Genomic DNA, 22,968 nt, shown 5'->3' on the forward strand with positions numbered 1-22,968 from the left:
CGGGGGCACGGCTTGTGGGGGACGTGATGGACTTCGGCACCGGTGCGCCGACGGGCCCGGCCGACCTCGCCTGGCTGCGGGGCGTCGACGCGTACACGATGGGTGCGTATCCGCAGGCGGAGGAGGAGTTCCGCGCCGCCGTGCGGATGGACCCGGGGATGGCCGACGGCTGGCTCGGACTGCACGCACTGCGCATCGACACGACGACGGCGCTGCTGCGGATGTTCCGGCACCGCGACCGGTTCGGGGAGCAGCGCACGCGCCACCGCCGCACACTCAACTCCTGGTACTGGCTGGGCTGGTGGGTGCAGCCGGTCCTTGAACATCCGCGCGACCTCCTGCTGGCGCACGCCTCGCACTGGCTCGACGGGCGCCATGTGCCGGAGCTGGACCGGGCGCTCGCGACCCTGCCGACGGCCGACGCGGATCCGCAGGTGCGCTTCCTGCACGCGTGCCGGGCGTACCTCGTCAAGGACTGGGACCAGCTGGTCCGGCAGACGGAGTCGCTGATGGACGATCCGATGCTCGGCATCGAGGCCGGGCTCTTCGGGGGCATGGCGCGGGTGCGCCTGGAGATGTACGGGCAGGCGGAGCCGCTGCTCTCCTCGGCCCTGATGCGCTGTCGCAGCGAGCAGCCGCAGCGCAAGGAGCTGCGGTACTGGCTGGCCAGGGCGCACGAGGGCACGGGCCGTTCGGCGGCGGCGATGCCGCTGTACCGGGCGGTGCACCGGGTGGACCCGGCGTTCATGGACACCTCGGCGCGGCTCGCGGCGATCGCCGAGGGCGACGGGTACGACTTCGCGGACGGCCCGGACCTGGCCCCGCTGACCCTGACGGGCTATCAGGACGGCCTGGACGCCGGGGAGTCGGCCGATCCGCTGTACGCGAGCGACGGGCGGGACCTGAAGGTCACCGAGCCCGATCTGCCGCCGCCGGGCGGCGTCGGCGCGGAGGACCCCGACATGGTGCGGGAGAAGGCCGTGGTGCCGGTCCAGGCGCCGCTGCCCGCGGGGCCGACCGATCCGGTGCTCCTGGAGGAGGCGCTCTCCGAGCTGGAGCTCATGGTGGGCCTCGAACCGGTGAAGCGGCAGGTCAAGGCGCTCTCCGCGCAGTTGAACATGGCACGGTTGCGGGCCGGTCAGGGGCTGCCCGTCCAGCCGCCCAAACGCCACTTCGTCTTCTCGGGTCCTTCGGGTACGGGCAAGACGACGGTCGCCCGGATCCTCGGCCGTGTCTTCTACGCTCTCGGACTGCTCGGCGGCGACCATCTCGTGGAGGCGCAGCGCGCGGATCTGGTCGGTGAGTACCTGGGCCAGACCGCGGTGAAGGCGAACGAGCTGATCGACTCCGCGCTCGGCGGGGTGCTCTTCGTCGACGAGGCGTACGCGCTGTCCAACTCCGGGTACGGCAAGGGCGACGCGTACGGCGACGAGGCGCTCCAGGTGCTGCTGAAGCGGGCCGAGGACAACCGGGACCATCTGGTGGTGATCCTGGCCGGCTACCCGGAGGGCATGGACCGGCTGCTCGCGGCCAACCCCGGGCTTTCGTCGCGCTTCACGTCGCGGGTCGACTTCCCCTCGTACCGCCCGCTGGAGCTCACCTCGATCGGCGAGGTGCTGGCGGCGGAGAACGGGGACGCGTGGGACGAGGAGGCGCTGGACGAGCTCCGCTCCATCGCCGCGCACGTGGTGGAGCAGGGCTGGATCGACGAGCTGGGCAACGGGCGGTTCCTGCGGACGCTGTACGAGAAGTCGTGCGCCTACCGGGATCTGCGGCTGACGGGATATCTGTCGGAGCCGTCCCGGGACGATCTGGCGACGCTGCGGCTGCCCGACCTGATGCAGGCATACGGGGAGGTCCTGTCCGGCAGGGGGCCGCAGGACCCGACCGCGCTGTGAGAGCCGGGCCGGGGCCTGCCGCCTGATCCGGTGAAGGCGACCCTAGGTGAGCGCCTCCTGCTTCCTGCGGGCCTCCGGGACCTGCGGTTCGTCCCGGTGGGCCGGGTCGCGGACCTCGCCCACCAGGAGTTCCAGGACGTCCTCCAGCGCGACCAGGCCGAGGACACGGCCCGCCGCGTCCGCCACCTGGGCCAGGTGCGTGGCGGCCCGGCGCATCACCGTGAGGGCGTCGTCCAGGGGGAGTTCGGCGCGCAGCGTCGTCATGGGCCGCCAGACGTGCTGCGGGACGGCGCGGTCCGTCTCGGGTCCGTCGATCAGGTCGAGGACGTCCTTCACGTGCAGGTAGCCCATGAAGGCGCCGCCGTCCGCGCAGAGCGGGAACCGGGAGTAGCCCGTGCGGGCCGTCAGCGCGATGATCTCCGCCGGGGTGACCGAGGGGCCGACCGTGACCAGGTCCGAGCGGTTCAGGAGGACGTCGGTGACCGGGCGGGAGCCCAGCTCGAGGGCGTCCTCCAGGCGCTCCTGCTCCTCCGGGCCGAGGAGACCGGCCTGCCCGGAGTCCTCGACCAGGCGGTTGAGCTGCTCGCTGGTGAAGACGGCCTCGACCTCGTCCTTGGGCTCGACCCTGAACAGCTTCAGGACCAGCCGGGCGCAGGCCCCGAGGGCGATGGTGACCGGCTTGCAGAGCCGGGCGAAGGCGACGAGCCCGGGGCTGAACCAGAGCGCGGTCTTCTCCGGCGCCGCCATCGCGAGGTTCTTCGGCACCATCTCGCCGATGACGAGGTGGAGGGAGACCACCGCCGCCAGGGCGATCACATAGCCGAGCGGGTGGATCACGCCGTGCGGCACGTGGACCGCCTCGAAGAGGGGCTCCAGCAGCTGCGCCACCGTCGGCTCGGCCACCGCGCCGAGCGTCAGCGAGCAGACGGTGATGCCGAACTGGGCCGCCGCCATCATCTGCGGCAGGTGTTCCAGGCCGTACAGGACCTGCCGGGCCCGCTTGCCGGGGAGGGGTTCGATCTGGCTGCGGCGCACCGAGACCAGGGCGAACTCCGCACCGACGAAGAAGCCGTTGGCCAGCACCAGCAGAACGGCGAAGAGGAGTTGCAGGGCGCTCATCGGGCCGCCTCCAGGACGGGCTTGGCGGCTTCGGTGGTGCGTACGATGCGGACGCGCTCGGCCCGGTAGTGGCCGACCTGGCGCACGGCCAGGCGCCAGCCGGGCAGCTCCGCCCGGTCGCCGGGGGCGGGGATGCGGCCGAGGAGGTCGGCGACCAGGCCGGCCACCGTCTCGTAGGGGCCCTCGGGTACGTCGAGTCCTATGCGGCGCAGGATGTCGACGCGACAGCTGCCGTCGGCGTCCCAGGCGGGCCGGCCGTCCTCGGGCGGGGCCGCCGCCAGTTCGGGCAGGTCGAGCCGGTCGTGCTCGTCGCGGACCTCGCCGACGAGCTCCTCCACGATGTCCTCCAGGGTGACGACCCCGGCCGTGCCGCCGTACTCGTCGACGACGACGGCGATGGGCTGCTCGCTGCGCAGGCGCGCGAGGAGCGGCTGGACGGGGAGGGTCTCCGGGACCAGGAGCGGGGCCTGCGCGATCCGGACGACGGGGGTGCGCAGCCGCTCGTGCGCGGACATCGTCAGGGCGTCCTTGAGGTGGACCATGCCGATGACCTCGTCGATCCGCTCCCGGTACACGGGGAAGCGGGACAGGCCGGTGGCGCGGGTCAGGTTGACCACGTCCTCGGCGGTCGCGGAGGCCTGGAGCGCGCTGACCTTCACGCGGGGCGTCATGACGTGCTGCGCGGTCAGTTCACCGAGGGAGAGGGTACGGACGAACAGGTCGGCCGTGTCCTGCTCCAGGGTTCCGGCCTGCGCGGAGTGGCGGGCGAGCGAGACCAGTTCGCCCGGGGTGCGGGCGGAGGCCAGCTCGTCGGCCGGCTCGACGCCGAGCGCCCGCACGAGGCGGTTCGCGACCGTGTTGAGCAGGGCGATGACCGGGCGGAAGAGGCGGGCGAAGGCGTGCTGGGGGCCCGCCACGAAACGGGCGACCTGGAGCGGCCTGGAGACCGCCCAGTTCTTCGGGACCAGTTCGCCGACCACCATCTGGACGGCGGCCGCGAGCAGCATGCCCACGACGACCGACACTCCCCTGGCGGCGCCCTCGGGGATGCCGACGGCGGTGAAGGGGCCGTGCAGCAGTTCGGCGAGGGCCGGTTCGGCGAGCATGCCGACGACCAGGGAGGTGATGGTGATGCCGAGCTGGGTGCCGGAGAGCTGGAAGGACAGTTCCTTGAGGGCGGCCACGACGGTGCGGGCGCGCTTGTCGCCGGCGTCCGCCGCTTGCTGGGCGTCCTGGCGTTCGACGGTGACGAGCCCGAATTCGGCCGCCACGAAGAATCCGTTGGCGAGGATCAGGAGGAAGGCTGCCGCGAGGAGCAGCAACGGGATGGTCATGCCGCGCTCTCCACGGACGTGCGCGCGAGGGGCGCGTCAGGCCGGGAGGGGGCGGCGCAGATACTGCCGGACGATCCGTCCATCGCTGGAGGGAGTCACTCCTTGGTTAGCAGGAACCCCCGGGCCGCCCGTCCGGGCGCGTCAGGGGCGGGGCGGCTCACGGCGCACGCCCCGCCCCCAGATTAATCAGGTCCGGGGCCGGGGCGTCAGGGGCCGGGGCCCTGAGTCAGCCCTGAACCGGGCTTCGGGCCTCGGCCAGGGCGCGCAGCGCCTTCGCGTCGCGGACGGCGCTCTGCCGGGCGATGCCGGGCTGGATGCCCATGGCGGCCAGGCTGGTGCCGTCGGTCAGGTTCAGGAAGACCCAGGGGTCGCCGGGGCGCAGGTTGACCTGGACGATCTCCGCCCAGGCCAGGCGGCGGCCGCGGGCGATGTTGACGACGGTGACGCCGTCCTCGTCGGCGACGACCTTGGGCCGCGCGAGCAGCCCGAGGACGGCCCAGAACAGGGCGGCGGTGAAGATGAAGCTGATCCGCTCGCCCGGGCTCAGGGTGTCGAGGACCAGCGCGATGACGGTGATCACGACGAAGCAGGCGGCGCCGAGCCCGTGCAGGATGGCACGGGTGCGCCCGGGCCGGAAGGTGACGGGCAGGGTCGGGACGTCGGTCATGGCGGAGGTCCTCAGAGGCGGCAGGCGTGGATGGCCGTGGTGAGGATGGCCCGCGCGCCCAGGGCGTACAGGTCGTCCATGATGCGCTGCGCGTCCTTGGACGGGACCATGGCGCGCACGGCGACCCAGCCCTCGTTGTGCAGCGGCGAGATGGTCGGCGACTCCAGGCCCGGGGTGAGGGCGACGGCCTTCTCCAGGTGCTCGGCGCGGCAGTCGTAGTCCATCATCACGTAGGTGCGGGCGACGAGGACTCCTTGGAGTCGGCGCAGGAACTGCTGGACCTTCGGGTCCTCGGCGGTGTCTCCCTTGCGGCGGATGACGCACGCCTCGGACTTCATGATCGGCTCGCCGAAGACCTCCAGGCCCGCGTTGCGCAGCGAGGTGCCGGTCTCCACGACGTCCGCGATGGCGTCGGCGACGCCGAGTTCGATGGCGGTCTCGACGGCGCCGTCGAGGTGCACGACGGAGGCTTCCACGCCGTGCTCGGCGAGGTACTTGCCGACGATGCCCTCGTAGGAGGTGGCGATCGTCTTCCCGGCGAGGTCGGCGAGGTCCTTGACGGCGCCGGGCCGGGAGGCGAAGCGGAAGGTGGAGCGGGCGAAGCCGAGCGGCAGGATCGTCTCGGCGTCGGCCCCGGAGTCGATCAGCAGGTCCTGGCCGGTGAGGCCGATGTCGAGCTTGCCGGAGGACACGTAGATCGCGATGTCCTTGGGGCGCAGGTAGAAGAACTCGACCTCGTTGCCCGGGTCGACCGTGACGAGTTCCTTGGACTCCTTGCGCTGCCGGTACCCGGCCTCATGGAGCATCGCCGACGCAGGTCCGGACAGTGAACCCTTGTTGGGGACGGCGATGCGCAGCATGAGGTCGGATTCCTTTGCGTGAGGGGTGGGTCGGGCGAGCGCGGGGTGACGGCTCAGAGATGGGCGTACACGTCGTCGAGGGAGATGCCGCGGGCGACCATCATCACCTGGACGTGGTAGAGCAGCTGCGAGATCTCCTCGGCGGCGGCTTCCTTGCCCTCGTGCTCGGCCGCCATCCAGACTTCGGCGGCCTCCTCGACGACCTTCTTGCCGATGGCATGGACACCCTTGCCGACCAGCTCTGCGGTGCGGGAAGTGGCGGGGTCGCCGGTGGCGGCCTTCTGCTGGAGCTCGGTGAAGAGCTCCTCGAACGTCTTATTGGACATGGTGGTCCTTACTTTACGCGGCTCTCCCCGGGCCCTAGCGCCAGGGCTCGGAGACGGTACGCAGCGTGGTGGCGGTGGCCACGGCCGCGGTGACCGCTTCGTGCCCCTTGTCCTCGCGGGAGCCCTCGATGCCCGCGCGGTCCAGGGCCTGCTCCTCGGTGTCGCAGGTCAGCACGCCGAAGCCGACGGGGACGCCGGTGTCGATGGAGACCTGGGTGAGGCCCTGGGTGACGCCCTGGCACACGTACTCGAAGTGCGGGGTGCCGCCGCGGATGACGACGCCGAGCGCGACGATCGCGTCGTAGCCGCGGCCCGCGAGGACCTTGGCGACGACGGGGAGCTCGAAGCTGCCGGGGACGCGAAGGACGGTGGGCTCGCTGATGCCCAGCTCGGTCAGGGCGCGCAGGGCGCCGTCGACGAGACCGTCCATGACCTTCTCGTGCCACTGGGCGGCGATCACGGCCACCCGCAGGTCGCCGCAGTTCTTCACACTCAGTTCGGGGGCACCCTTACCGCTCACGCGCTTCTCCTCGTACGTAGTTGAAAACAGGGGGCTCTACTGGTTGGTGCAGGCGGACGTCGTGGGGACGTCCAGCCAGGGCAGGTCGTGGCCCATCCGGTCCCGCTTGGTGCGCAGGTAGCGGAGGTTGTGCTCGCCGGCGCTGATCGGCATCGGCTCGCGGGCGGTGACCGTGAGGCCGTGCCGGGTGAGGGCGTCGGTCTTGTCGGGGTTGTTGGTCATCAGGTGCACGGTGCGCACGCCCAGGTCGTCGAGGATCTGGGCGCCGGCCGCGTAGTCGCGGGCGTCGGCGGGCAGGCCGAGCTCCAGGTTGGCGTCGAGGGTGTCGCGGCCGCGCTCCTGGAGCTCGTACGCGCGCAGCTTGGAGAGCAGGCCGATGCCGCGGCCCTCGTGGCCGCGGAGGTAGACGACGACGCCGCGGCCCTTCTCGACGATGCGGCGCATGGACTCCTCCAGCTGGGGGCCGCAGTCGCAGCGCAGCGAGTGGAAGACGTCACCGGTGAGGCATTCGGAGTGGATACGGACGAGGACGTCCTCACCGTCGCCCATCTCGCCGTGGACGAGGGCGACGTGCTCGACGCCGTCGACGATGGAGCGGTAGCCGTACGCGGTGAACTCGCCGAAGGCGGTGGGGAGTTGCACGGTGGCTTCGCGCTTGACCGTGGGTTCGGCGGAGCGGCGGTAGGCGATGAGGTCCTCGATGGAGATGATCGTCAGGCCGTGCTTGCGGGCGAACGGGATCAGTTCGGGCAGGCGCAGCATGACGCCGTCCTCGCCGGCGATCTCGACGATGGCGCCGGCCGGGCGCAGCCCCGCGAGGCGGGCGAGGTCGACGGCGGCCTCGGTGTGGCCGTTCCTGGTCAGGACGCCGCCCGCCTTGGCGCGCAGCGGGAAGATGTGGCCGGGGCGGACGAAGTCGCCGGCCTGGGCCGTGCCTCCCGCCAGCAGGCGGAGCGTGGCGGCGCGGTCGGCGGCGGAGATGCCGGTGGTGACGCCGTGGGCACCGGAGGCGTCGACGGAGACGGTGAAGGCGGTCTTCATCGACTCGGTGTTGTTGCCGACCATCTGCGGGAGGTCGAGCCGGTCCAGTTCGTCGCCCTCCATGGGGGCGCAGATCAGGCCGCGGCACTCGCTCATCATGAAGGCGACGATCTCGGGCGTGATCTTCTCGGCGGCGACGACGAGGTCGCCCTCGTTCTCCCGGTCCTCGTCATCGACGACCACGACGGGGCGGCCGGCGGCGATGTCGCGGAGGGCCTGCTCGACCGGGTCGAGGCTCAGGTCGATGTTCGCGGAGACCTCGTACAGGTGGGCTGCGGTGCTCATGCGTGGGCTCCTTCGAGCGCGGGGGCGGCGGCCTGGGCGGCACGGGAGCGCAGCCACCAGTCGCGCATGCCCCACAGGACGAGCGCGCCGTAGATGACGTAGACGAAGCCGGAGAAGGCGAAGCCGTTGGCGAAGTTGAGCGGGACGCCGACGAGGTCGACGAGGAGCCAGGCGAACCAGAACTCGACCATGCCGCGCGCCTGGGCGTACATCGCGACGACCGTGCCGACGAAGATGTACGCGTCGGGCCAGGGGTCCCACGACAGGGTCGGGAACGCGGTGAACAGGCCGCCGACGGCGAGGGTGCCGACGGCCGCGGCGCCGATCAGGGCGCCGCGCTCGCGCCAGGTGGCGAACCGGACGGCGATGGAGCCGTCCTGCGCCTGCCCCTTGCCGCGGTTCCACTGCCACCAGCCGAAGAGGGCGACGACGATGACGACGAGCTGCTTGCCTGCGCTGCCCGAGAGGTGGGCGGTGGCGAAGGCGGTCAGCAGGATCGCGCCGGAGATCAGCTGGGCGGGCCAGGTCCACAGGGAGCGGCGCCAGCCGAGCGCGAGGGCGATCAGGCCGATGGTGTTGCCGATCATGTCCGACCAGAGGATGTGCTGGTCGAAGAGGGTGAATGCTTCGGTGTTGAGCCAGTTCACTTGGTGCCCCCCTGAGCGCTTCCCCGGCCGTTCTCCCGGTCGCTGCCCTGGTAACCGAGCATGCGCTCGACGTATTTCGCGAGGACGTCGACCTCGATGTTGACCGGGTCGCCGGGCTGCTTGAGCCCGAGCGTGGTCAGGTCGAGGGTGGTGGGGATGAGGCTGAGGGTGAAGTAGTCGGCGCCGGCCTCGACGACGGTCAGGCTCACGCCGTCGACGGTGATGGAGCCCTTCTCGACGACGTACCGGGCGAGCTCGGCGGGGAGCGAGATCTTGACGATCTCCCAGTGCGCGGAGGGGAGGCGCTCGATGATCGTGCCGGTGCCGTCGACGTGGCCCTGCACGATGTGGCCGCCGAACCGTCCGTCGGCGACCATCGGGCGTTCGAGGTTGACGCGGGAGCCCGTGGTGAGCGCGCCGAGGCTGGAGCGCTTGAGGGTCTCGGCCATGACGTCCGCGGTGAAGGAGTCGGCGTCGTGCTCCACGACGGTCAGACAGACCCCGTTGACCGCGATGGAGTCACCGTGCTTGGCGCCTTCGGTGACGACGGGGCCGCGGACGCGGAAGCGGGATGCCTCGACCGGGCTGCCGAGGTTCTCGACCGCCGTGATCTCGCCCAGTTCTTCGACGATTCCGGTGAACACTTCCCGGGTCCTCCCTCTTGGGGCATGGACTCCGGGGCACTGTCGCGCGACGGCGACAGAACGTACGGACGACGACACCGGGAGCGACGACGCCGCGTTCGACACCGCTCCCTTGCGGGAACGGCGAAACAATCGGCGACGCGCACACGAGGTGCCCGCCCGCCGCGCACTGCCTCCCATCCGGACTTTAACCGTCGGTCCAGGAATTTCACCTGGTCAACCGGCCACTGGAAGTGACCGGGTCGCGGACTGTAACCGCCGGTTCGGACTTTCACCGACCCCGGAGTGCGCTGCTTCTGGTACACGGCCAGTGTGCCACGTCCAGTGGTTGTGCATGCAAGCGAATACTGTGGGCTGACTCACAGATCTCGGACGATCTTCGCTCTGACAGGGTGAGGAGGTGACGACTTCGCCAGAACCCGGCCGGACGGCCGAGGAGTTCGAGAGCCACCGCCCGCGGATGTTCGGGCTCGCCTACCGGATGCTCGGCTCCGCCGAGGAGGCGCAGGACACGGTCCAGGACGCGTATCTGCGGCTGAGCGCCACCGAGCCGGGGTCGGTCGAGCACCTGGGTGCCTGGCTCGCGAAAGTGGTCACGAACCTCTGCCTCAACCGCCTCACCTCGGCCCGCGCCCGGCGTGAGCAGTACCCGGGCCCCTGGCTGCCCGAGCCCGTCCTCACCTCGGAGGGCGCGCTCGGCCCGCTGGAGTCGGCCGAGCGCCGCGACTCGGTGTCGTGCGCCCTGCTGCTGCTCCTGGAGCGGCTGACACCGACGGAGCGGGCGGTGTACGTGCTGCGCGAGGCGTTCGCGTACGGCTACCGGGAGATCGCCGGGGTGCTCGGCCTCGGTGAGGCGAACTGTCGTCAGCTGTACCGGCGGGCCGCGGCCCGCGTGGCGGCGCCCGGCGCCCGGTTCGAGCCGTCGGAGCGGGTCCACCGCGAGCTGGTGGAGGCGTTCGTCGATGCGGCCAGGGCCGGCGATCTGACGGCACTGGAGCAGACGCTGGCGGCCGATGTGAGCTGGTGGGGCGATGGGGGCGGCAAGGTCAGCGCCGCGCGCAGGCCCGTCGAGGGGCGCGAGAAGGTGGTGCGGTTCCTGCTCGGCATCCGGGAGCGGTTCGCGGCCGGCGCGGAGTTCACGTCCGCCGAGGTCAACGGGGCGCCGGCGCTGGTCGCACGGTCCGGCGGCGCGGTCTTCGCTGTCGTCTCGTTCGAGGTGCGCGGGGATGTCATCGTGGCCGCGCGGGCCGTGCTGAACCCGGACAAGCTGGGGTTCGTGGGCCGGCAGCTGGCCTCCGTCTGAGCGAAAATTCCCCGCCAAATCCCCCGCCACTGTCACATCCGTGGCACCCCGTCGGTTCTCAGCTGCCGAGGGGCGCTCCACGAGGGGGCGCTCCATGTCCGAAGGAGCTGATGCGGCGGTGACCACGATCCTGGTGACCGGAGGAACCGGAACGCTCGGCCGGCTCGTCACCGAGCGGCTGCGCGGCGCCGGGCACGAGGTGCGGGTGCTGAGCCGGCACGCCGAGCCGTACGCGGTGGACCTGCGGGAGGGCGGTCCCGCACTCGGCCGTGCGGTCGAGAACGTGGACGTGATCGTGCACTGCGCCTCGACGCCGCGGGGAGGCGACGAGCGGGCGGCACGGAATCTGATCGAGGCCGCGCGCGGCGCCGGTGTGCCGCACCTCGTCCACATCTCCATCGTCGGCGTGGACCGGGTGCCGCTCGGCTACTACAAGGCGAAGCACGCGGTGGAGCTCCTGATCGCGGAGTCCGGGCTCGGCTGGACGGTGCTGCGCACGACGCAGTTCCACGATCTCGTCCGCCGGCTGCTGCGGGTCCTCGCGAAGCTGCCGGTGGTGCTGCTTCCCGCGGGCGTCCGCGATCAGCCGATCGAGGTGGCCGAAGTGGCGGACCGGCTGGCCGGGTTGGCGCTGGAGCCCCCTGCCGGGCGGGTGGCGGACATGGGCGGCCCCGAGGTCCTTACGTTCTCCGAGCTGGCCCGCGCGTATCTGCGCGCGGAGGGCAGGCGCCGCCCGGTGCTGAGTGTTCCGCTGGCGGGCAGGGTGTACCGCGCGCTCCGCGCGGGCGGGCATCTGGCCCCGGAGCAGGCCGTGGGCAGGGGCACGTTCGAGGAGTACCTGAGCGAGCGCGCCGCGCGCTGACCCCGGCGGTGCCCGGCCGGGCAGGCACCCGCTACGCGGCGGGCGTCCGGCCGCCAGGCCCCGGGCCGAAGACGTCCTCCTGCGCGGCCTCCCGGGCCATCAGCAGCGCCCCGCGCAGCACCGCGCCGCCGCCGAGGGCGCCGGCCCGCACGTCCGTCGCCAGCGGTGACATCGCGGCCAGCCGCTCCGCGACCCGCCGGGCCAGCACGTCGCCCCCGGCGCGGCCGACCTCCCCGGCGAGCACCACGCACCCGGGGTCGAGGACCGCCACCACGGCGGCGGCGCCCAGCACCACACGGTCGGCCAGGGTGTCAAGGAACTCGTCCGTGCCGCGGGCGACGGCGTCGCGGACCACGTCGGCGGCTCGCTCCACCGGCTCGCCGGGCCCCACCAGGCCATGGGCGACGGCGAGTTCGAGGATGGCCGCCGATCCGGCCAGGGAGTGGAAGCCGCCGTCGCATCCGGTGGCGGAGGGCAGTCCGACCGTGCCCGGCACGGGCAGGAAGCCCACCTCGCCGGTTCCGCCGGAGGCGCCGCGCCGCAGTTTCCCGTCGAGCACGACCGCGGCCCCGATGCCGAGCCCGAGCCAGAGCAGCACGAACGTGGACCGGTCCCGGGTGGCTCCGTCGCGCTGCTCGGCGAGGGCCGCGAGGTTGGTCTCGTTCTCCACCAGCACCCGTGCGGGGAGCCGTTCCTGGAGCACCGCGATCAGGCGGCGGTGCCATGCGGGCAGGCCGGAGGAGTCGCGCAGCTCGCCCGAGGCCGGGTCGATCAGGCCGGGGGCGCCCACCCCCACCGTGTGCAGCCGCTCGGCGCCGGCCTCCTTCGCCGTCCGTTCCAGGAGGGCGACCGCCCGCTCGACGGCGGCGCCCGTCCTCTCGCCCTCCTCGACGGGCAACTCCGCCCGGGCGAGCGCGGTGCCCAGCAGGTCGGCGACGACGAGCCGCACGCCTTCGGTGCGTACGTCGAGGGCGGCGAGGTGGGCGCGGTCGGCGACGATCCCGTAGAGCCGGGCGTTCGGGCCGCGGCGCTGGGCACCCGTCTCTCCGACGACCGTGACGAGTCCGGAGGCGGTGAGCCGCTCGACGAGGTCGGCGACCGAGGGCCGGGAGAGTCCGGTGAGGTCCTTCAACTCTGTCGCGGTCAGCGGGCCTTCGTCCTGGAGGAAGCGCAGCGCGAGCCGGTCGTTGATGGCTCGGGCGGTCCTCGGTGATGCGGGCATGGCCGGGATCCTACGCCGGAAACAGGTTAACTATCAGGCAGGGTTCCTGATAGTTTACGGCCGCACCATGGGCGACGCGCATGGGGACGTACTGGGAGGGGCCCACCGGATGAGTGAAGTGACGTACGCGCTGGGGAAGGTGAAACGGGCGCGCTATGCCGTCGCGGCCGTGTTCTGCGTCCATGGAGCGGTGACCGGATCGTTCGCGACCCGTGTTCCGTGGATCCAGGACCACGCGGGCGTGAGCGCGGGCCAGTTGGGCCTGGCGCTCGCCTTCCCCGCGATCGGCGCCTCCGTGGCGATGCCGCTGGCCGGCAGTGTGAGCCACCGGTTCGGCGCGCGGACGGCGCTGCGCGGGCTGCTCGCCCTGTGGACGCTGGCTCTGGTCCTGCCGTCCCTCGCCCCGAACCTGCTCACGCTCTGCGCGGTGCTCTTCGTCTACGGCGCCTCGGCCGGCATGTCGGACGTGGCGATGAACGCGCTCGGCGTGGAGGTCGAGACCCGGCTCGACAAGTCGATCATGTCGGGCCTGCACGGCATGTGGAGCGTGGGCGCCCTCATCGGCTCGGCGGGCGGCACCCTCGCCGCGCACCTCGGCGCGGACGCACGCGTGCATCACCTGCTGGCCGCGGCGGTACTGACCGCGGCCGGGTTCGTGGCCTGCCGGTGGGTCCTCGACCTGCGGCCCACCGAGGACGAGGAGGCGCCGCCGCGGTTCGCGCTGCCGCCGAAGTCGGCGCTGCTCATCGGCGCGGTCGGGTTCTGTGCCGTCTTCGCCGAGGGCGCGAGCCTGGACTGGTCTGCGGTGTACCTGCGCGACGTGCTGGACACCTCGGCGGGGCTCGCGGCCGCCTGCACCACCGCGTTCACCCTCACCATGGCGGTGGCCCGGATCGCGGGGGACGCCGTGGTGGACCGGTTCGGCGCGGTGCGCACCGTGCGGGTGAGCGGGGTCGTGGCCACGCTCGGCGCGCTGCTCGTGGTGGTGGCCCCGCATCCGGCGCTCGCCATGGCCGGTTTCGGTCTGCTCGGCCTCGGCATCGCGGTCGTCGTGCCGCTCGCCTTCGCGGCGGCCGGGCGCAGCGGCCCGAACCCGAGCCAGGCCATCGCGGGCGTCGCCACGATCACGTACACCTCTGGCCTGATCGCGCCGTCGGCCATCGGCACGCTCGCGGACGCGACGAGCCTCGTGGTGTCGTTCGGCCTGGTGACGGTGCTGACCTGCGGCCTGATGGTGTTCGCGGAGGTGCTGCGCGGCGCCGACCGCACCGGCGCGGCCGCGCCGGACCCGTCCGTGGCCCGCATCAACTGACCCCCGGCCCCCCGCTTCGGACGGGGGGCCGGGCCCAGGGCACGGGGAGCGGTCAGCCCGTGATGGAGTCCAGCTGTTCCGCCGCGGGCCGCAGCGCCCACAGGTCGCCGCCGGGAGGCGCCTCAAGCCTCGGGACGGCCCGGCGCGCGGCCGCGTCCCCGGCGTCGGCCGCCGCCCGTACGACGTCGCTCGCGGCGAAGCGGTGGAACTCCAGCTCCGGATGGGGCCAGGCGGCCGCGCCCGTCGCCGCGGGCAGCAGATGGTCCACGGCCTTGAACAGGCTCTGCCCGTCCGGGCCTTCGTAGCTCCACAGGTCGACGCCGACGTGCCGTCCGATGGCGGCGAGCCGGGTGTAGGCGACCAGGTCGAAGGTGGAGTAGTGCCAGCTGCGGGTGCGGGCGAGCTCCTGCGGCTGGGTGCCGTCGCCGGCGATCTGCGCGTCGATGCGCCCGGCGCGGACGCCGAGGACGGTGCGGCGCGCGAGGTCCGTGTCGCCGGTCGCGTAGGCGAGGGCGGCGACCTGAAGGTCGTAGAAGGTGCCGTGGTTGTTGTCGGCGGCGCCCTCCTGCTTGCCGAAGTCGCTGCGCACGAGCCAGTCGAGGAACTCCTTGTTCCACTCCCCCATGCCCGCGCGGTCGCCGCGCGACCAGCCGGGGGCGCCGGTGGCGAGGAGCGCCACGGCGTCGACGATGCTCGTGTACGACTGCGAGAAGTCGATGATGCCGATGGCGCGGCCGTCGTACGTGCACGGGATGAACTGGGCGTGGTCCAGGTTCGGGTTCATCCTGGTGCCCGCGTCGAGGAACCAGGTGCGCAGTACCTGGCCGGCCTTCACGGCGTACCGCTTCTCGCCCGTGTAGTACCAGGCGAGGGCGAGGTCGTACGTGGAGTCGAAGACCTTCTCGACGTCCTGGCGGTCGGTGCCCGTGTCGACCTCGGGGTTGCGTTCTCCGTCGCGCTGCACGTACGGGCAGCCCCACGGGTTGTCGGCGGTTGGCGTCGTGGAGGGCCACCAGTACGGGGCCTGGCTCAGGTAGTCGTGGACGTCGCCGCCCGGCGCGGGCCTGGGTTTGTCGACGACCGTCCACGGGCCCTGGTCCAGCCAGCCGTCGGCGCGGGTCGTCAGGTCCTCGACCGCGCGCGCCAGTCGACGGTCGCCGTGGGCGAGTTGATGTCTGGTCCACAGCAGGCGTTCACCGTCGAGGACGGCGGTTCTCGGGGCGGGCTCGCGGGCGGCGGCATCCGCGGCCGGTACGAGGACGGCGGCCAGAGCGGCGGCGGCCGTGAGAAGGGCGCCGAGGCGTATCCGGGGTCCTGCACGCATCAACACGACTCCAGCCAGACATGTATCTGAACGATGTTCACGGACAAGTGCGTGTGAGGGTAGACCTCGGGTCTCTCCCCAACAAGGAGTACGACCGGCCCTCCCCCGCAGCGCGTCGGTACTCGCACGTGCGTGCCTCTACCATGAGGCGATCGTTTCGAGCCACAGAAAGCAGAACTCACATGGACCTCGGCGTGCGCTGGAAACTGCACGGCGACGGGCGCACCCCGGCCCCCGGGGCCGTCGTCCGCCCCGACGAGCGGCTGTCATGGCCGCGCACGATCGGGCTCGGCGCCCAGCACGTCGTCGCGATGTTCGGCGCCTCGTTCGTCGCACCGGTCCTGATGGGGCTCGACCCGAACCTCGCCATCATGATGTCCGGCGTCGCGACGGTGATCTTCCTGCTCGCGACGCGCGGCCGGGTCCCCAGCTACCTGGGCTGCTCGCTCTCCTTCGTGGGCGTGGCGGCCGTGATCCGGGCGCAGGGCGGCACCAGCGCCACCGTGACCGGCGCCGTCCTGGTCGTCGGTGCCGTGCTCTTCCTCGTGGGCGTCGCGGTGCAGCGGTTCGGGGCGCGGATCATCCATGCCGCGATGCCGCCGATCGTCACCGGCGCCGTCGTCATGCTGATCGGATTCAACCTGGCGCCGGTCACCGCCTCCACGTACTGGCCCGCGGACCAGTGGACGGCGCTCCTCGTGATGCTGTTCACCGGTCTGGCCGTCGTGTGCCTGCGCGGTTTCTGGTCCCGCATCGCGATCTTCCTCGGTCTGCTCTTCGGCTACGGCATCTCCTGGGTCTTCGACCGCCTCTTCGGCAGGATCCACTCGGTGAACGGCGGCGCCGAGGCCGTCGACCACTGGCGCCTGGACCTCTCCGGTGTCGGCACCGCGGACTGGGTCGGTCTGCCCTCCTTCCACGCGCCGTCCTTCCAGTGGTCGGCGATCCTCGTCGCGCTGCCCGTCGTCATCGCCCTGATCGCGGAGAACGCCGGGCACGTCAAGGCGGTCGGTGAGATGACCGGCGACAACCTCGACGGCAAGCTGGGGACCGCGATCTCGGCGGACGGCGTCGCCTCGATGCTCTCCACCGCCGTCGGCGGCCCGCCCAACACCACGTACTCCGAGAACATCGGCGTCATGGCCGCGACCCGGGTGTACTCGACGGCGGCCTACTGGGCGGCGGCCGGATTCGCCCTCCTCTTCGGGCTGTGCCCCAAGTTCGGCGCGATCGTCGCGGCGATCCCGGGCGGCGTGCTCGGCGGCATCACCGTCATCCTCTACGGCATGATCGGCCTGCTCGGCGCGCAGATCTGGATCAACGCCAAGGTGGACCTGCGCAACCCGCTGAACCTGGTCCCGGCCGCCGCGGGCATCATCATCGGCGTCGGCAACGTCTCCCTGAAGTTCACCGACACCTTCTCGCTGAGCGGTATCGCCCTCGGCACCATCGTCGTGATCACCGGCTACCACGCGCTGCGCGCGATGGCCCCCGCGCATCTCAAGTCGCAGGAACCGCTGCTGGATTCGGGTACGTCGAGGTATGACAAGGGCGACGACCCCCAGGAGCACGCGGCCGGCGGAGCCGACCGGAACCAGTCGGCCGGCTCGTAGGCGCAGTCGGGCGGGAACGTGCCGCCCGCGGAGGTCACCGCGCGCACCCGGGACGTGCGCGTGTCCGGCGGCCGTTCGCTCGTTCTGGGGAAGCCCCCGGCCAGCCGACACCCGCGTCGGCCCGGGGCTGGGACCCTTCGGCCATGGCGCAGTCGCAACGGTTCGCGAGTACTCAGACCCCCGCCGCGGCCGGGGTCGACGCGGTGATCGCGCGGATGCGCGCGCTCGCCCTCGACCTGCCGCCCCGGGACGGCGTGGCCGTCTTCAACCGGGTCTACCTCTCCGTCACCGAGGCGGTCGGCCGGGCCATCGACGACGGCGCGGCGGGCGGCTTCCTGGACCGGACCGCCGCGAGCACGCTGGACGTCCGGTTTGCCGAGCGGTATCTCGCGGCCCTGGACGCGGCGGCCCTCGGGCTCCGCGGCCCGGCGTGCTGGCGGCCGCTGCTCCAGTTCCGCCGCCACCCCGGCGTACGTCCCCTGCAGTTCGCGCTCGCGGGCATCAACGCGCACATCGGCCACGATCTGGCGCTGGCCGTCGTGGACGCCTGCCGTACGCTCGACTGCGAACCGGGCGTACTGGAGGACGAGTTCGAGCGCGTGGGCGACCTCCTCGTCCTGCTGGAGGAGCACATCCGCGAAGAGCTGATGCCGGGCCCCGATCTCCTCCAGGTCGCCGATCCGCTCACCCATCTGCTCGGCTCGTGGAGTCTGGAGCGGGCCCGCGACGCCGCGTGGGGCAGCGCCCGCGCCCTGTGGGCCCTGCGCGAACTCCCCAGCCTGGCAGCCGAGTTCAGTTGCCGCCTCGACACCTCGGTGGGCCTCGTCAGCCGCATGCTGCTCACCCCGCTCCCCGACTGAGCGGCGCCCGCTGTCGCCCCCGGAACTCCCGGGCATCAACCGCGCGTTCGACCGCTTGGACCGTACGGCACCCGACGCGCACGCGACGAAGGAGCACGGTATGACGACCCGACTCGGCCTGGGCCTCCCGCAGATGCGGCAGTACGACATCGGCCGCGACATCCCCGACGTGGCGCGCGCGGCGGAGGCGACGGGGTACGAGAGCCTGTGGGTCTTCGAGCGTGTCCTGTTCCCCGAGCCCGCCCGGCAGGGGCTCTACGGAATCCCGGGGCTGCCCTGGCCCGACCGCTACCGCTCGGTCGCCGATCCGCTGGTCTCGCTCACGCTCGCCGCGGCCGCCACCTCCCGCGCCCGGCTCGGCACGAGCGTCCTGGTGGCACCGCTGCATGTCCCCCTTCAACTGGCCCGCGCCCTCGCCTCGTTGGACGCGGCGAGCGGCGGCCGGGTCGTCGCGGGGTTCGGCACCGGCTGGTCGACCGACGAGTACGCGGCGGCGTCCGTGGCCCCCTTCGAGCGGCGCGGCCAGGTGCTGGACGAGCTGATCGACGTGTGCCGGGCGGTGTGGGGCCCGGACCCGGTGGCGTACGAGGGCACGCTGACGACCATCGCCCCGTCCGTGATCGGCCCCAAGCCGGCCCGCCCCGTCCCGATCCTCCTTCCGGCGAACAGCCCGAAGGCGGCGCGCCGGGTGGTCGACCGCGCGGACGGCTGGATGCCTGCCGCCGCGGGCGCCGAGCCGCTGCGCAGACAGTGGGAGGATCTGCGGGCCCTCGCCCGGGAGCGGGGGCGCGGGGCCCCGCTGCGCAGCGTGCTGCGGGCGAACGCGCTCTACACGCGCGAGGCGTACACCGCCGACGACCGGCAACCCTTCCAGGGCAGCACGGACCAGATCGTCGAGGACCTGGTCGCGCACGACGAGGTCGGCCTGGAGGAGATCCTCCTCGACCTCCAGGGCCCCCTCCGCGACGCCCAGGAGCTCAAGGACGTGGCGGCGGAGGTCTACGAGAAGGCACGGGCCGCCGGAGTCTGACCCCGGCGGCCCGACCCCGCGCTCTAGGTCGAAAGTCCCGTCGTCCGCCCGAAGGGCGGGCCCCGCGGCGTCTGGTGCGTGCGATCGCAAGGCGCCGGGGCGCCCTCATAGCGGAGCTATGCGGGCGTTCCGGCAACGCGGCGAGCCTGCGTGCCAGACGCCGCGGGGCAGGCAGGACTTTCGAAACACGCCCTAGTCCTCGGGGAGTTCGACCGGGGCGATCTCGTCGTAGAGGTCGCCCGGGCCCGGGTTGGTGGCGTCCGTGGCGCCGCCCAGGTGGTGCATCACGCCCCATACGGCGTTGAGCGCGGTCTGCACGGCGCCCTCGGCCCAGCCGGCCGTCCAGGAGATGTCGTCGCCCGCGAGGAAGATGCCGCGCCGGTTCTCGGGCAGCCGGTCCTGCATGAAGTGCGTGAACAGGCGCCGCTGGTAGCGGTAGTGGCCCGGCAGGTTCGCCTTGAACGCGCCCATGAAGTAGGGCTCGTTCTCCCAGGAGACCGTGACCGGGTTGCCGATGACGTGCTTGCGGATGTCGACCTTGGGATAGATCTCGCCGAGCGACTTGAGCATGACCTCCATGCGCTCGTTCGCCGACAGCGGCAGCCACTTCAGGCTGTCGTCGCACCACGTGTAGGAGAGGCAGATGACGGCGGGCTTGTCCGGCCCGTCGTCCAGCAGATACGTGCCGCGCGTCATCCGGTCGGTGAGCGTCATCGACATGACGTCACGGCCGGTGGTCTCGTCCTTGTCGAGCCAGAACGGCCGGTCGACCGGGACGAACAGCTTGCTGGACTCCATGTAGTGGGTCCGCTCGATCGCCGTCCAGTGGTCGATCGGGAACAGCTCGTCGTCGCAGGCCACCTTGGAGAGCAGCATCCAGGACTGGGCGGTGAAGATCGCGGTCCGGTACGTCCGGATGTCGCCGTCGGCGTCCGTGACCGTGATGTGGTTCCCGGCGGTGCGGGCGAGCCGGGTCACGGCGGGCCGCGGCTGCCCCGCCTCGTGCAGCGAGGCCAGCGAGGTCCCCTGCGCCCAGTGCACGATCTTCTCGGGCGTACGCTCCCACAGCCGCAGCGGCAGCTGCTGCGAGCCGCCGACGATGCCGCGGTGGTGGTCGTCGGCCTCGGTGTAGACGACGCGCAGGATCTCCAGGATCGAGTTCGGGAAGTCGGTGTCCCAGCCGCCGGTGCCGAAGCCGACCTGGCCGAATATCTCCCGGTGCCGGAAGGACTTGAACGCCTCGGAGTCGCACAGGAACCCGTAGAAGGTCTGGTTGTCGAGCTTCTCGACGAGCTGCGACCAGATCTCCCGGATGCGCGGCACGTCGCGTTCGCGCATCGCCCGGTTCATGTCCCTGAAGTCGGCGCCCTCCTCCAGACAGGCGTTCCACGCGGCGGCGACGTCACGGTAGACCTGCGGCAGGTCGTCGATGGTCTCGGCGTAGTGGCTCTCGCCCTTGAGGTCGACGACCGTCGACGGCGTCGCCGGGGAGAGAGGGTTGGGGAACGGCTGGGTGCGCAGGCCCACCAGGTCGATGTAGTGCTGGAGCGCCGTCGAGGACGGCGGGAAGCGCATCGCGCCCATCTCCGCGCTCAGCCCGGCGGCGTCCGGCGGCGTCCCGTCGAAGCCGACCGTCCGCAGCCGGCCGCCGATCTGGTCGGCCTCGTAGACGACGGGCTTGAGGCCCATCTTCATCAGCTCGTACGCGGCGACGATGCCGGACAGGCCACCTCCGATGACGGCGACCTCGGTGCCGTGCTCGGTCGCCGGGATCTGCCCGATCCCCGCCGGATGGGCGAGGAAGTCGTCGTACGCGTAGGGGAAGTCCGGGCCGAACATGGTGATCGGCGGCTGCGCTTCGGTGTGCTGGACGGCGGTGGGCACCGTGGACGTCATGGGGTACGGACTCCTAGCGGATACGGGTTCGCGGCGACGACGGCATGGCTGTGCACAGGGACGACGTACGACGGAGTGGGAGGGTCGCCGGAACTGCCGGGGACCGATACGACGGTACGTTTCCGCCGGGCGGCGGGGAAGCCGGGACTGTTGCGTCTGTACGTGCGATCCGTTGCGCGCGCCGAGGCCGTGGCGGCGATTCGTTGCGCCGTGTCAGACGGGCGAGCCCGAGGTGAAGCGGCGCATCAGCGGGGAGAGCACCAGCACGGACCGGGTCCGCTCGACGAACGGCTCCCCCGCGATCCGCTCCAGGACCCGCTCGAAGTGGCGCATGTCGGAGGCGAAGACCTGGACGAGGGCGTCCGCGTCCCCCGTGACGGTGGAGGCGGCCGAGACCTCCGGGTAGCGCTCCAGACCCCGCCGGATCGCGTCCGGCGAGGTGTTGCGGCGGCAGTAGATCTCGATGAACCCCTCGGTCTCCCAGCCGAGCGCGGCCGGGTCGACCCGCACGGTGAAACCGGTGATCGCCCCGGTGGCGCGCAGCCGGTCCACGCGCCGCTTCACGGCGGGCGCCGACAGGCCGACGAGCTGTCCGATGTCGGCGTAGGAGCGGCGGGCGTCCTCGGCGAGGGCGTGCACGATGCGTTCGTCGAGATCGTTCAGCAAGGCAGGCGGTTCACTTCTGTGCTTCTGCGGCAGCCGCGGGGGCGGCGAGACGGGAGCGACGCATCCCGTAGCAGAAGTAGAACACGAGGCCGACCGCCATCCAGACACCGAAGACGATCCAGGTGATGACGGACAGGGAGCCCATCATCCACAGGCACAGGGCGAAGCCGATGACGGGCAGCACCGGCGACAGCGGAACCCGGAAGGTGCGTGGCATGTCGGGGCGGGTCCGGCGCAGCACGATCACGGCGATGTTGACCAGGGCGAAGGCGAAGAGGGTGCCGATGCTCGTGGCGTCGGCGAGCTGGCCCAGCGGGATGGCCGCGGCGAGCACACCGCAGAACAGGGAGACGATGACGGTGTTGACGCGCGGCGCGCCGCTCTTGGCGTGGACCTTGGAGAACACCTTGGGCACGAGCCCGTCCCGGCTCATGGCGAACAGGACACGGGTCTGTCCGTAGAGCACGGTCAGGACGACGGACGCGATGGCGATGACCGCGCCGGCGGCGAGCAGCGTGCCCCAGAACGCCTGACCGGTGACGTCCTTCATGATCCCGGCGAGCGCGGCCTCCGAGTCGTTGAACTGCTTCCAGGGCCGGGCCCCGACGGCGACCGCGGCGACCAGGACGTACAGCGCGGTGACGATGACGAGCGAGAGCATGATGGCGCGGGGCAGATCGCGCTGCGGGTTCGTGGCCTCCTCACCCGCGGTGGAGGCGGCGTCGAAGCCGATGTACGAGAAGAAGAGCGTGGCGCCGGCCGCGCTGACGCCGGCCATGCCGAGCGGCATGAAGTGCTCGTAGTTGCCGGACTGGAAGCCCTTGAGGCCGATGGCGCAGAACAGCAGCAGCGACACCATCTTCACCACGACCATGATCGTGTTGGCCCGCGCGGACTCCCGGGCGCCGCCCAGCAGGAACACCATGGCGAGCAGCACCACGATGAGCGCGGGCAGATTGAAGATGCCGCCACCGCCGGGCGGCGCGGAGAGCGCGTCCGGGATGGTGACGCCGATGGTGCCGTCGAGCAGCTCGTTGAGGTACTCGCCCCAGCCGACGGCGACGGCCGCGACGGAGACGCCGTACTCCAGGACCAGGCACCAGCCGCACACCCAGGCGATCAGCTCGCCCATCGTTGCGTATGCGTACGAGTAGGAGGAGCCCGCGACCGGGATGGAGCCGGCCAGCTCGGCATAGGAGAGGGCCGAGAAGAGAGCGGTCAGGCCCGCGATCACGAACGACAGCGTGACGGCGGGACCGGCCTTCGGGACGGCTTCGCCGAGGACCACGAAGATACCGGTGCCCAGCGTGGCACCAATGCTGATCATGGTCAGCTGCCACAGCCCGAGGGAGCGTCGCAGTGTGCCGCCCTCGCCCTGACCACCCTCGTCCACCAGGCGTTCCACCGGTTTGCGGCGCATCAGACGGGCGCCGAGGCCCGCGGGTGCGGTCTCGGACTGCGGGGTGCGCGGGGGTGCGCCGTGATCGGGCACGGACTGGCTCCTTCATCGCTGCCGGTTGGGGTCGGGCGGGGACGAGG

General features: G+C 71.9%; 21 protein-coding genes and 1 riboswitch. Of the genes, 7 read left to right on the forward strand and 14 right to left on the reverse strand.

All coding sequences use genetic code 11. The features are described 5' to 3' along the window. The first annotated feature begins 26 nt into the window (after positions 1–26). Positions 27–1,898 carry an AAA family ATPase gene (locus ACZ45E_RS21165; protein ID WP_468222669.1) on the forward strand — a complete coding sequence of 624 codons (1,872 nt, stop codon included), beginning with the start codon at positions 27–29 and terminating at the stop codon, positions 1,896–1,898. A gap of 42 nt (positions 1,899–1,940) precedes the next feature. Here ACZ45E_RS21165 and ACZ45E_RS21170 read toward each other — a convergent pair whose 3' ends face one another. The 9 genes from ACZ45E_RS21170 to ACZ45E_RS21210 form a co-directional block, all read right to left on the reverse strand. Next, positions 1,941–3,017 carry a hemolysin family protein gene (locus tag ACZ45E_RS21170; protein WP_468222670.1) on the reverse strand — a complete coding sequence of 359 codons (1,077 nt, stop codon included), beginning with the start codon at positions 3,015–3,017 and terminating at the stop codon, positions 1,941–1,943. Further along, the gene (locus tag ACZ45E_RS21175) at positions 3,014–4,351 is read right to left on the reverse strand and encodes a hemolysin family protein (protein ID WP_468222671.1); all 1,338 of its coding nucleotides are present in this window, start codon (positions 4,349–4,351) and stop codon (positions 3,014–3,016) included. Before ACZ45E_RS21175 ends, ACZ45E_RS21170 begins: the two co-directional genes overlap by 4 nt. Before the next feature lie 226 nt (positions 4,352–4,577). Then, positions 4,578–5,018 carry a PH domain-containing protein gene (locus ACZ45E_RS21180; protein ID WP_468222672.1) on the reverse strand — a complete coding sequence of 147 codons (441 nt, stop codon included), beginning with the start codon at positions 5,016–5,018 and terminating at the stop codon, positions 4,578–4,580. A gap of 11 nt (positions 5,019–5,029) precedes the next feature. Next, a complete protein-coding gene (gene hisG / locus ACZ45E_RS21185; protein ID WP_468222673.1) occupies positions 5,030–5,878 on the reverse strand; it encodes an ATP phosphoribosyltransferase in 849 nt (282 codons plus the stop codon). Between the two features lie 53 nt (positions 5,879–5,931). Further along, positions 5,932–6,204 carry a phosphoribosyl-ATP diphosphatase gene (locus ACZ45E_RS21190; protein WP_324775649.1) on the reverse strand — a complete coding sequence of 91 codons (273 nt, stop codon included), beginning with the start codon at positions 6,202–6,204 and terminating at the stop codon, positions 5,932–5,934. Between the two features lie 34 nt (positions 6,205–6,238). Further along, positions 6,239–6,724: a 6,7-dimethyl-8-ribityllumazine synthase gene (gene ribH, locus ACZ45E_RS21195; protein WP_324775647.1), complete on the reverse strand. Its 486-nt coding sequence runs from the start codon at positions 6,722–6,724 to the stop codon at positions 6,239–6,241. A gap of 36 nt (positions 6,725–6,760) precedes the next feature. After that, positions 6,761–8,050, reverse strand: a complete 1,290-nt coding sequence (locus ACZ45E_RS21200) for a bifunctional 3,4-dihydroxy-2-butanone-4-phosphate synthase/GTP cyclohydrolase II (RefSeq protein ID WP_468222674.1) — start codon at positions 8,048–8,050, stop codon at positions 6,761–6,763. Beyond that, positions 8,047–8,697 (reverse strand): nicotinamide mononucleotide transporter family protein, encoded by a 651-nt coding sequence (locus tag ACZ45E_RS21205; RefSeq protein WP_468222675.1) that lies wholly within the window; start codon positions 8,695–8,697, stop codon positions 8,047–8,049. Before ACZ45E_RS21205 ends, ACZ45E_RS21200 begins: the two co-directional genes overlap by 4 nt. Beyond that, complete coding sequence (locus ACZ45E_RS21210; protein WP_468222676.1) at positions 8,694–9,341, reverse strand: riboflavin synthase; 648 nt, start codon at positions 9,339–9,341, stop codon at positions 8,694–8,696. The genes ACZ45E_RS21205 and ACZ45E_RS21210 overlap by 4 nt, the downstream gene beginning before the upstream one ends. A 162-nt stretch (positions 9,342–9,503) precedes the next feature. Further along, a riboswitch (FMN riboswitch) is annotated at positions 9,504–9,634 on the reverse strand. Between the two features lie 107 nt (positions 9,635–9,741). Here ACZ45E_RS21210 and ACZ45E_RS21215 point away from each other — a divergent pair. Both ACZ45E_RS21215 and ACZ45E_RS21220 read left to right on the forward strand, forming a co-directional pair. Further along, positions 9,742–10,644: an RNA polymerase sigma-70 factor gene (locus tag ACZ45E_RS21215; protein WP_468222678.1), complete on the forward strand. Its 903-nt coding sequence runs from the start codon at positions 9,742–9,744 to the stop codon at positions 10,642–10,644. 118 nt (positions 10,645–10,762) lie between these two features. Next, positions 10,763–11,506 (forward strand): SDR family oxidoreductase, encoded by a 744-nt coding sequence (locus ACZ45E_RS21220; protein WP_468223084.1) that lies wholly within the window; start codon positions 10,763–10,765, stop codon positions 11,504–11,506. A gap of 31 nt (positions 11,507–11,537) precedes the next feature. Here the strand turns inward: ACZ45E_RS21220 and ACZ45E_RS21225 are convergent, their stop codons facing one another. Further along, positions 11,538–12,728, reverse strand: coding sequence for an ROK family transcriptional regulator (locus tag ACZ45E_RS21225; RefSeq protein ID WP_468222679.1), 1,191 nt, complete (start codon positions 12,726–12,728; stop codon positions 11,538–11,540). Positions 12,729–12,837: 109 nt separating this feature from the next. On the opposite strand from ACZ45E_RS21225, the gene ACZ45E_RS21230 reads away from it, so the two are divergent. Then, positions 12,838–14,040, forward strand: coding sequence for an MFS transporter (locus tag ACZ45E_RS21230; protein ID WP_468222680.1), 1,203 nt, complete (start codon positions 12,838–12,840; stop codon positions 14,038–14,040). Between the two features lie 52 nt (positions 14,041–14,092). Here the strand turns inward: ACZ45E_RS21230 and ACZ45E_RS21235 are convergent, their stop codons facing one another. Beyond that, the gene (locus tag ACZ45E_RS21235; protein WP_468222682.1) at positions 14,093–15,364 is read right to left on the reverse strand and encodes an alginate lyase family protein; all 1,272 of its coding nucleotides are present in this window, start codon (positions 15,362–15,364) and stop codon (positions 14,093–14,095) included. A gap of 182 nt (positions 15,365–15,546) precedes the next feature. Here ACZ45E_RS21235 and ACZ45E_RS21240 point away from each other — a divergent pair, with 182 nt between their 5' ends. The 3 genes from ACZ45E_RS21240 (at position 15,547) to ACZ45E_RS21250 (ending at position 18,867) form a co-directional block, all read left to right on the forward strand. After that, complete coding sequence (locus ACZ45E_RS21240; RefSeq protein ID WP_468222683.1) at positions 15,547–16,977, forward strand: uracil-xanthine permease family protein; 1,431 nt, start codon at positions 15,547–15,549, stop codon at positions 16,975–16,977. Between the two features lie 143 nt (positions 16,978–17,120). Then, positions 17,121–17,837 (forward strand): DUF5995 family protein, encoded by a 717-nt coding sequence (locus ACZ45E_RS21245; RefSeq protein WP_468222684.1) that lies wholly within the window; start codon positions 17,121–17,123, stop codon positions 17,835–17,837. 100 nt (positions 17,838–17,937) lie between these two features. Further along, complete coding sequence (locus ACZ45E_RS21250) at positions 17,938–18,867, forward strand: LLM class F420-dependent oxidoreductase (protein ID WP_468222686.1); 930 nt, start codon at positions 17,938–17,940, stop codon at positions 18,865–18,867. Between the two features lie 192 nt (positions 18,868–19,059). On the opposite strand, the gene ACZ45E_RS21255 is transcribed toward ACZ45E_RS21250, so the two are convergent. From ACZ45E_RS21255 to ACZ45E_RS21265, 3 genes are all read right to left on the reverse strand, one after another. Further along, the gene (locus ACZ45E_RS21255) at positions 19,060–20,763 is read right to left on the reverse strand and encodes a flavin monoamine oxidase family protein (protein WP_468222687.1); all 1,704 of its coding nucleotides are present in this window, start codon (positions 20,761–20,763) and stop codon (positions 19,060–19,062) included. Between the two features lie 213 nt (positions 20,764–20,976). Continuing rightward, positions 20,977–21,429 (reverse strand): Lrp/AsnC family transcriptional regulator, encoded by a 453-nt coding sequence (locus ACZ45E_RS21260; RefSeq protein ID WP_468222689.1) that lies wholly within the window; start codon positions 21,427–21,429, stop codon positions 20,977–20,979. A gap of 10 nt (positions 21,430–21,439) precedes the next feature. Continuing rightward, entirely contained in the window at positions 21,440–22,921 is a 1,482-nt protein-coding gene (locus ACZ45E_RS21265; protein WP_468222690.1) for an amino acid permease, read from the reverse strand. Between the last annotated feature and the right edge of the window lie 47 nt (positions 22,922–22,968).

Source organism: Streptomyces sp. NPDC030991, from assembly GCF_055571235.1.

Excerpts from the sequence above, each read along its gene's own strand:
- ACZ45E_RS21165 (WP_468222669.1), top strand. The coding sequence starts at position 27 with ATGGACTTCGGCACCGGTGCGCCGACGGGCCCGGCCGACCTCGCCTGG.
- ACZ45E_RS21170 (WP_468222670.1), bottom strand. The coding sequence starts at position 3,017 with ATGAGCGCCCTGCAACTCCTCTTCGCCGTTCTGCTGGTGCTGGCCAAC.
- ACZ45E_RS21175 (WP_468222671.1), bottom strand. The coding sequence starts at position 4,351 with ATGACCATCCCGTTGCTGCTCCTCGCGGCAGCCTTCCTCCTGATCCTC.
- ACZ45E_RS21180 (WP_468222672.1), bottom strand. The coding sequence starts at position 5,018 with ATGACCGACGTCCCGACCCTGCCCGTCACCTTCCGGCCCGGGCGCACC.
- hisG (WP_468222673.1), bottom strand. The coding sequence starts at position 5,878 with ATGCTGCGCATCGCCGTCCCCAACAAGGGTTCACTGTCCGGACCTGCG.
- ACZ45E_RS21190 (WP_324775649.1), bottom strand. The coding sequence starts at position 6,204 with ATGTCCAATAAGACGTTCGAGGAGCTCTTCACCGAGCTCCAGCAGAAG.
- ACZ45E_RS21200 (WP_468222674.1), bottom strand. The coding sequence starts at position 8,050 with ATGAGCACCGCAGCCCACCTGTACGAGGTCTCCGCGAACATCGACCTG.
- ACZ45E_RS21225 (WP_468222679.1), bottom strand. The coding sequence starts at position 12,728 with ATGCCCGCATCACCGAGGACCGCCCGAGCCATCAACGACCGGCTCGCG.
- ACZ45E_RS21230 (WP_468222680.1), top strand. The coding sequence starts at position 12,838 with ATGAGTGAAGTGACGTACGCGCTGGGGAAGGTGAAACGGGCGCGCTAT.
- ACZ45E_RS21235 (WP_468222682.1), bottom strand. The coding sequence starts at position 15,364 with ATGCGTGCAGGACCCCGGATACGCCTCGGCGCCCTTCTCACGGCCGCC.
- ACZ45E_RS21240 (WP_468222683.1), top strand. The coding sequence starts at position 15,547 with ATGGACCTCGGCGTGCGCTGGAAACTGCACGGCGACGGGCGCACCCCG.
- ACZ45E_RS21245 (WP_468222684.1), top strand. The coding sequence starts at position 17,121 with ATGGCGCAGTCGCAACGGTTCGCGAGTACTCAGACCCCCGCCGCGGCC.
- ACZ45E_RS21250 (WP_468222686.1), top strand. The coding sequence starts at position 17,938 with ATGACGACCCGACTCGGCCTGGGCCTCCCGCAGATGCGGCAGTACGAC.
- ACZ45E_RS21255 (WP_468222687.1), bottom strand. The coding sequence starts at position 20,763 with ATGACGTCCACGGTGCCCACCGCCGTCCAGCACACCGAAGCGCAGCCG.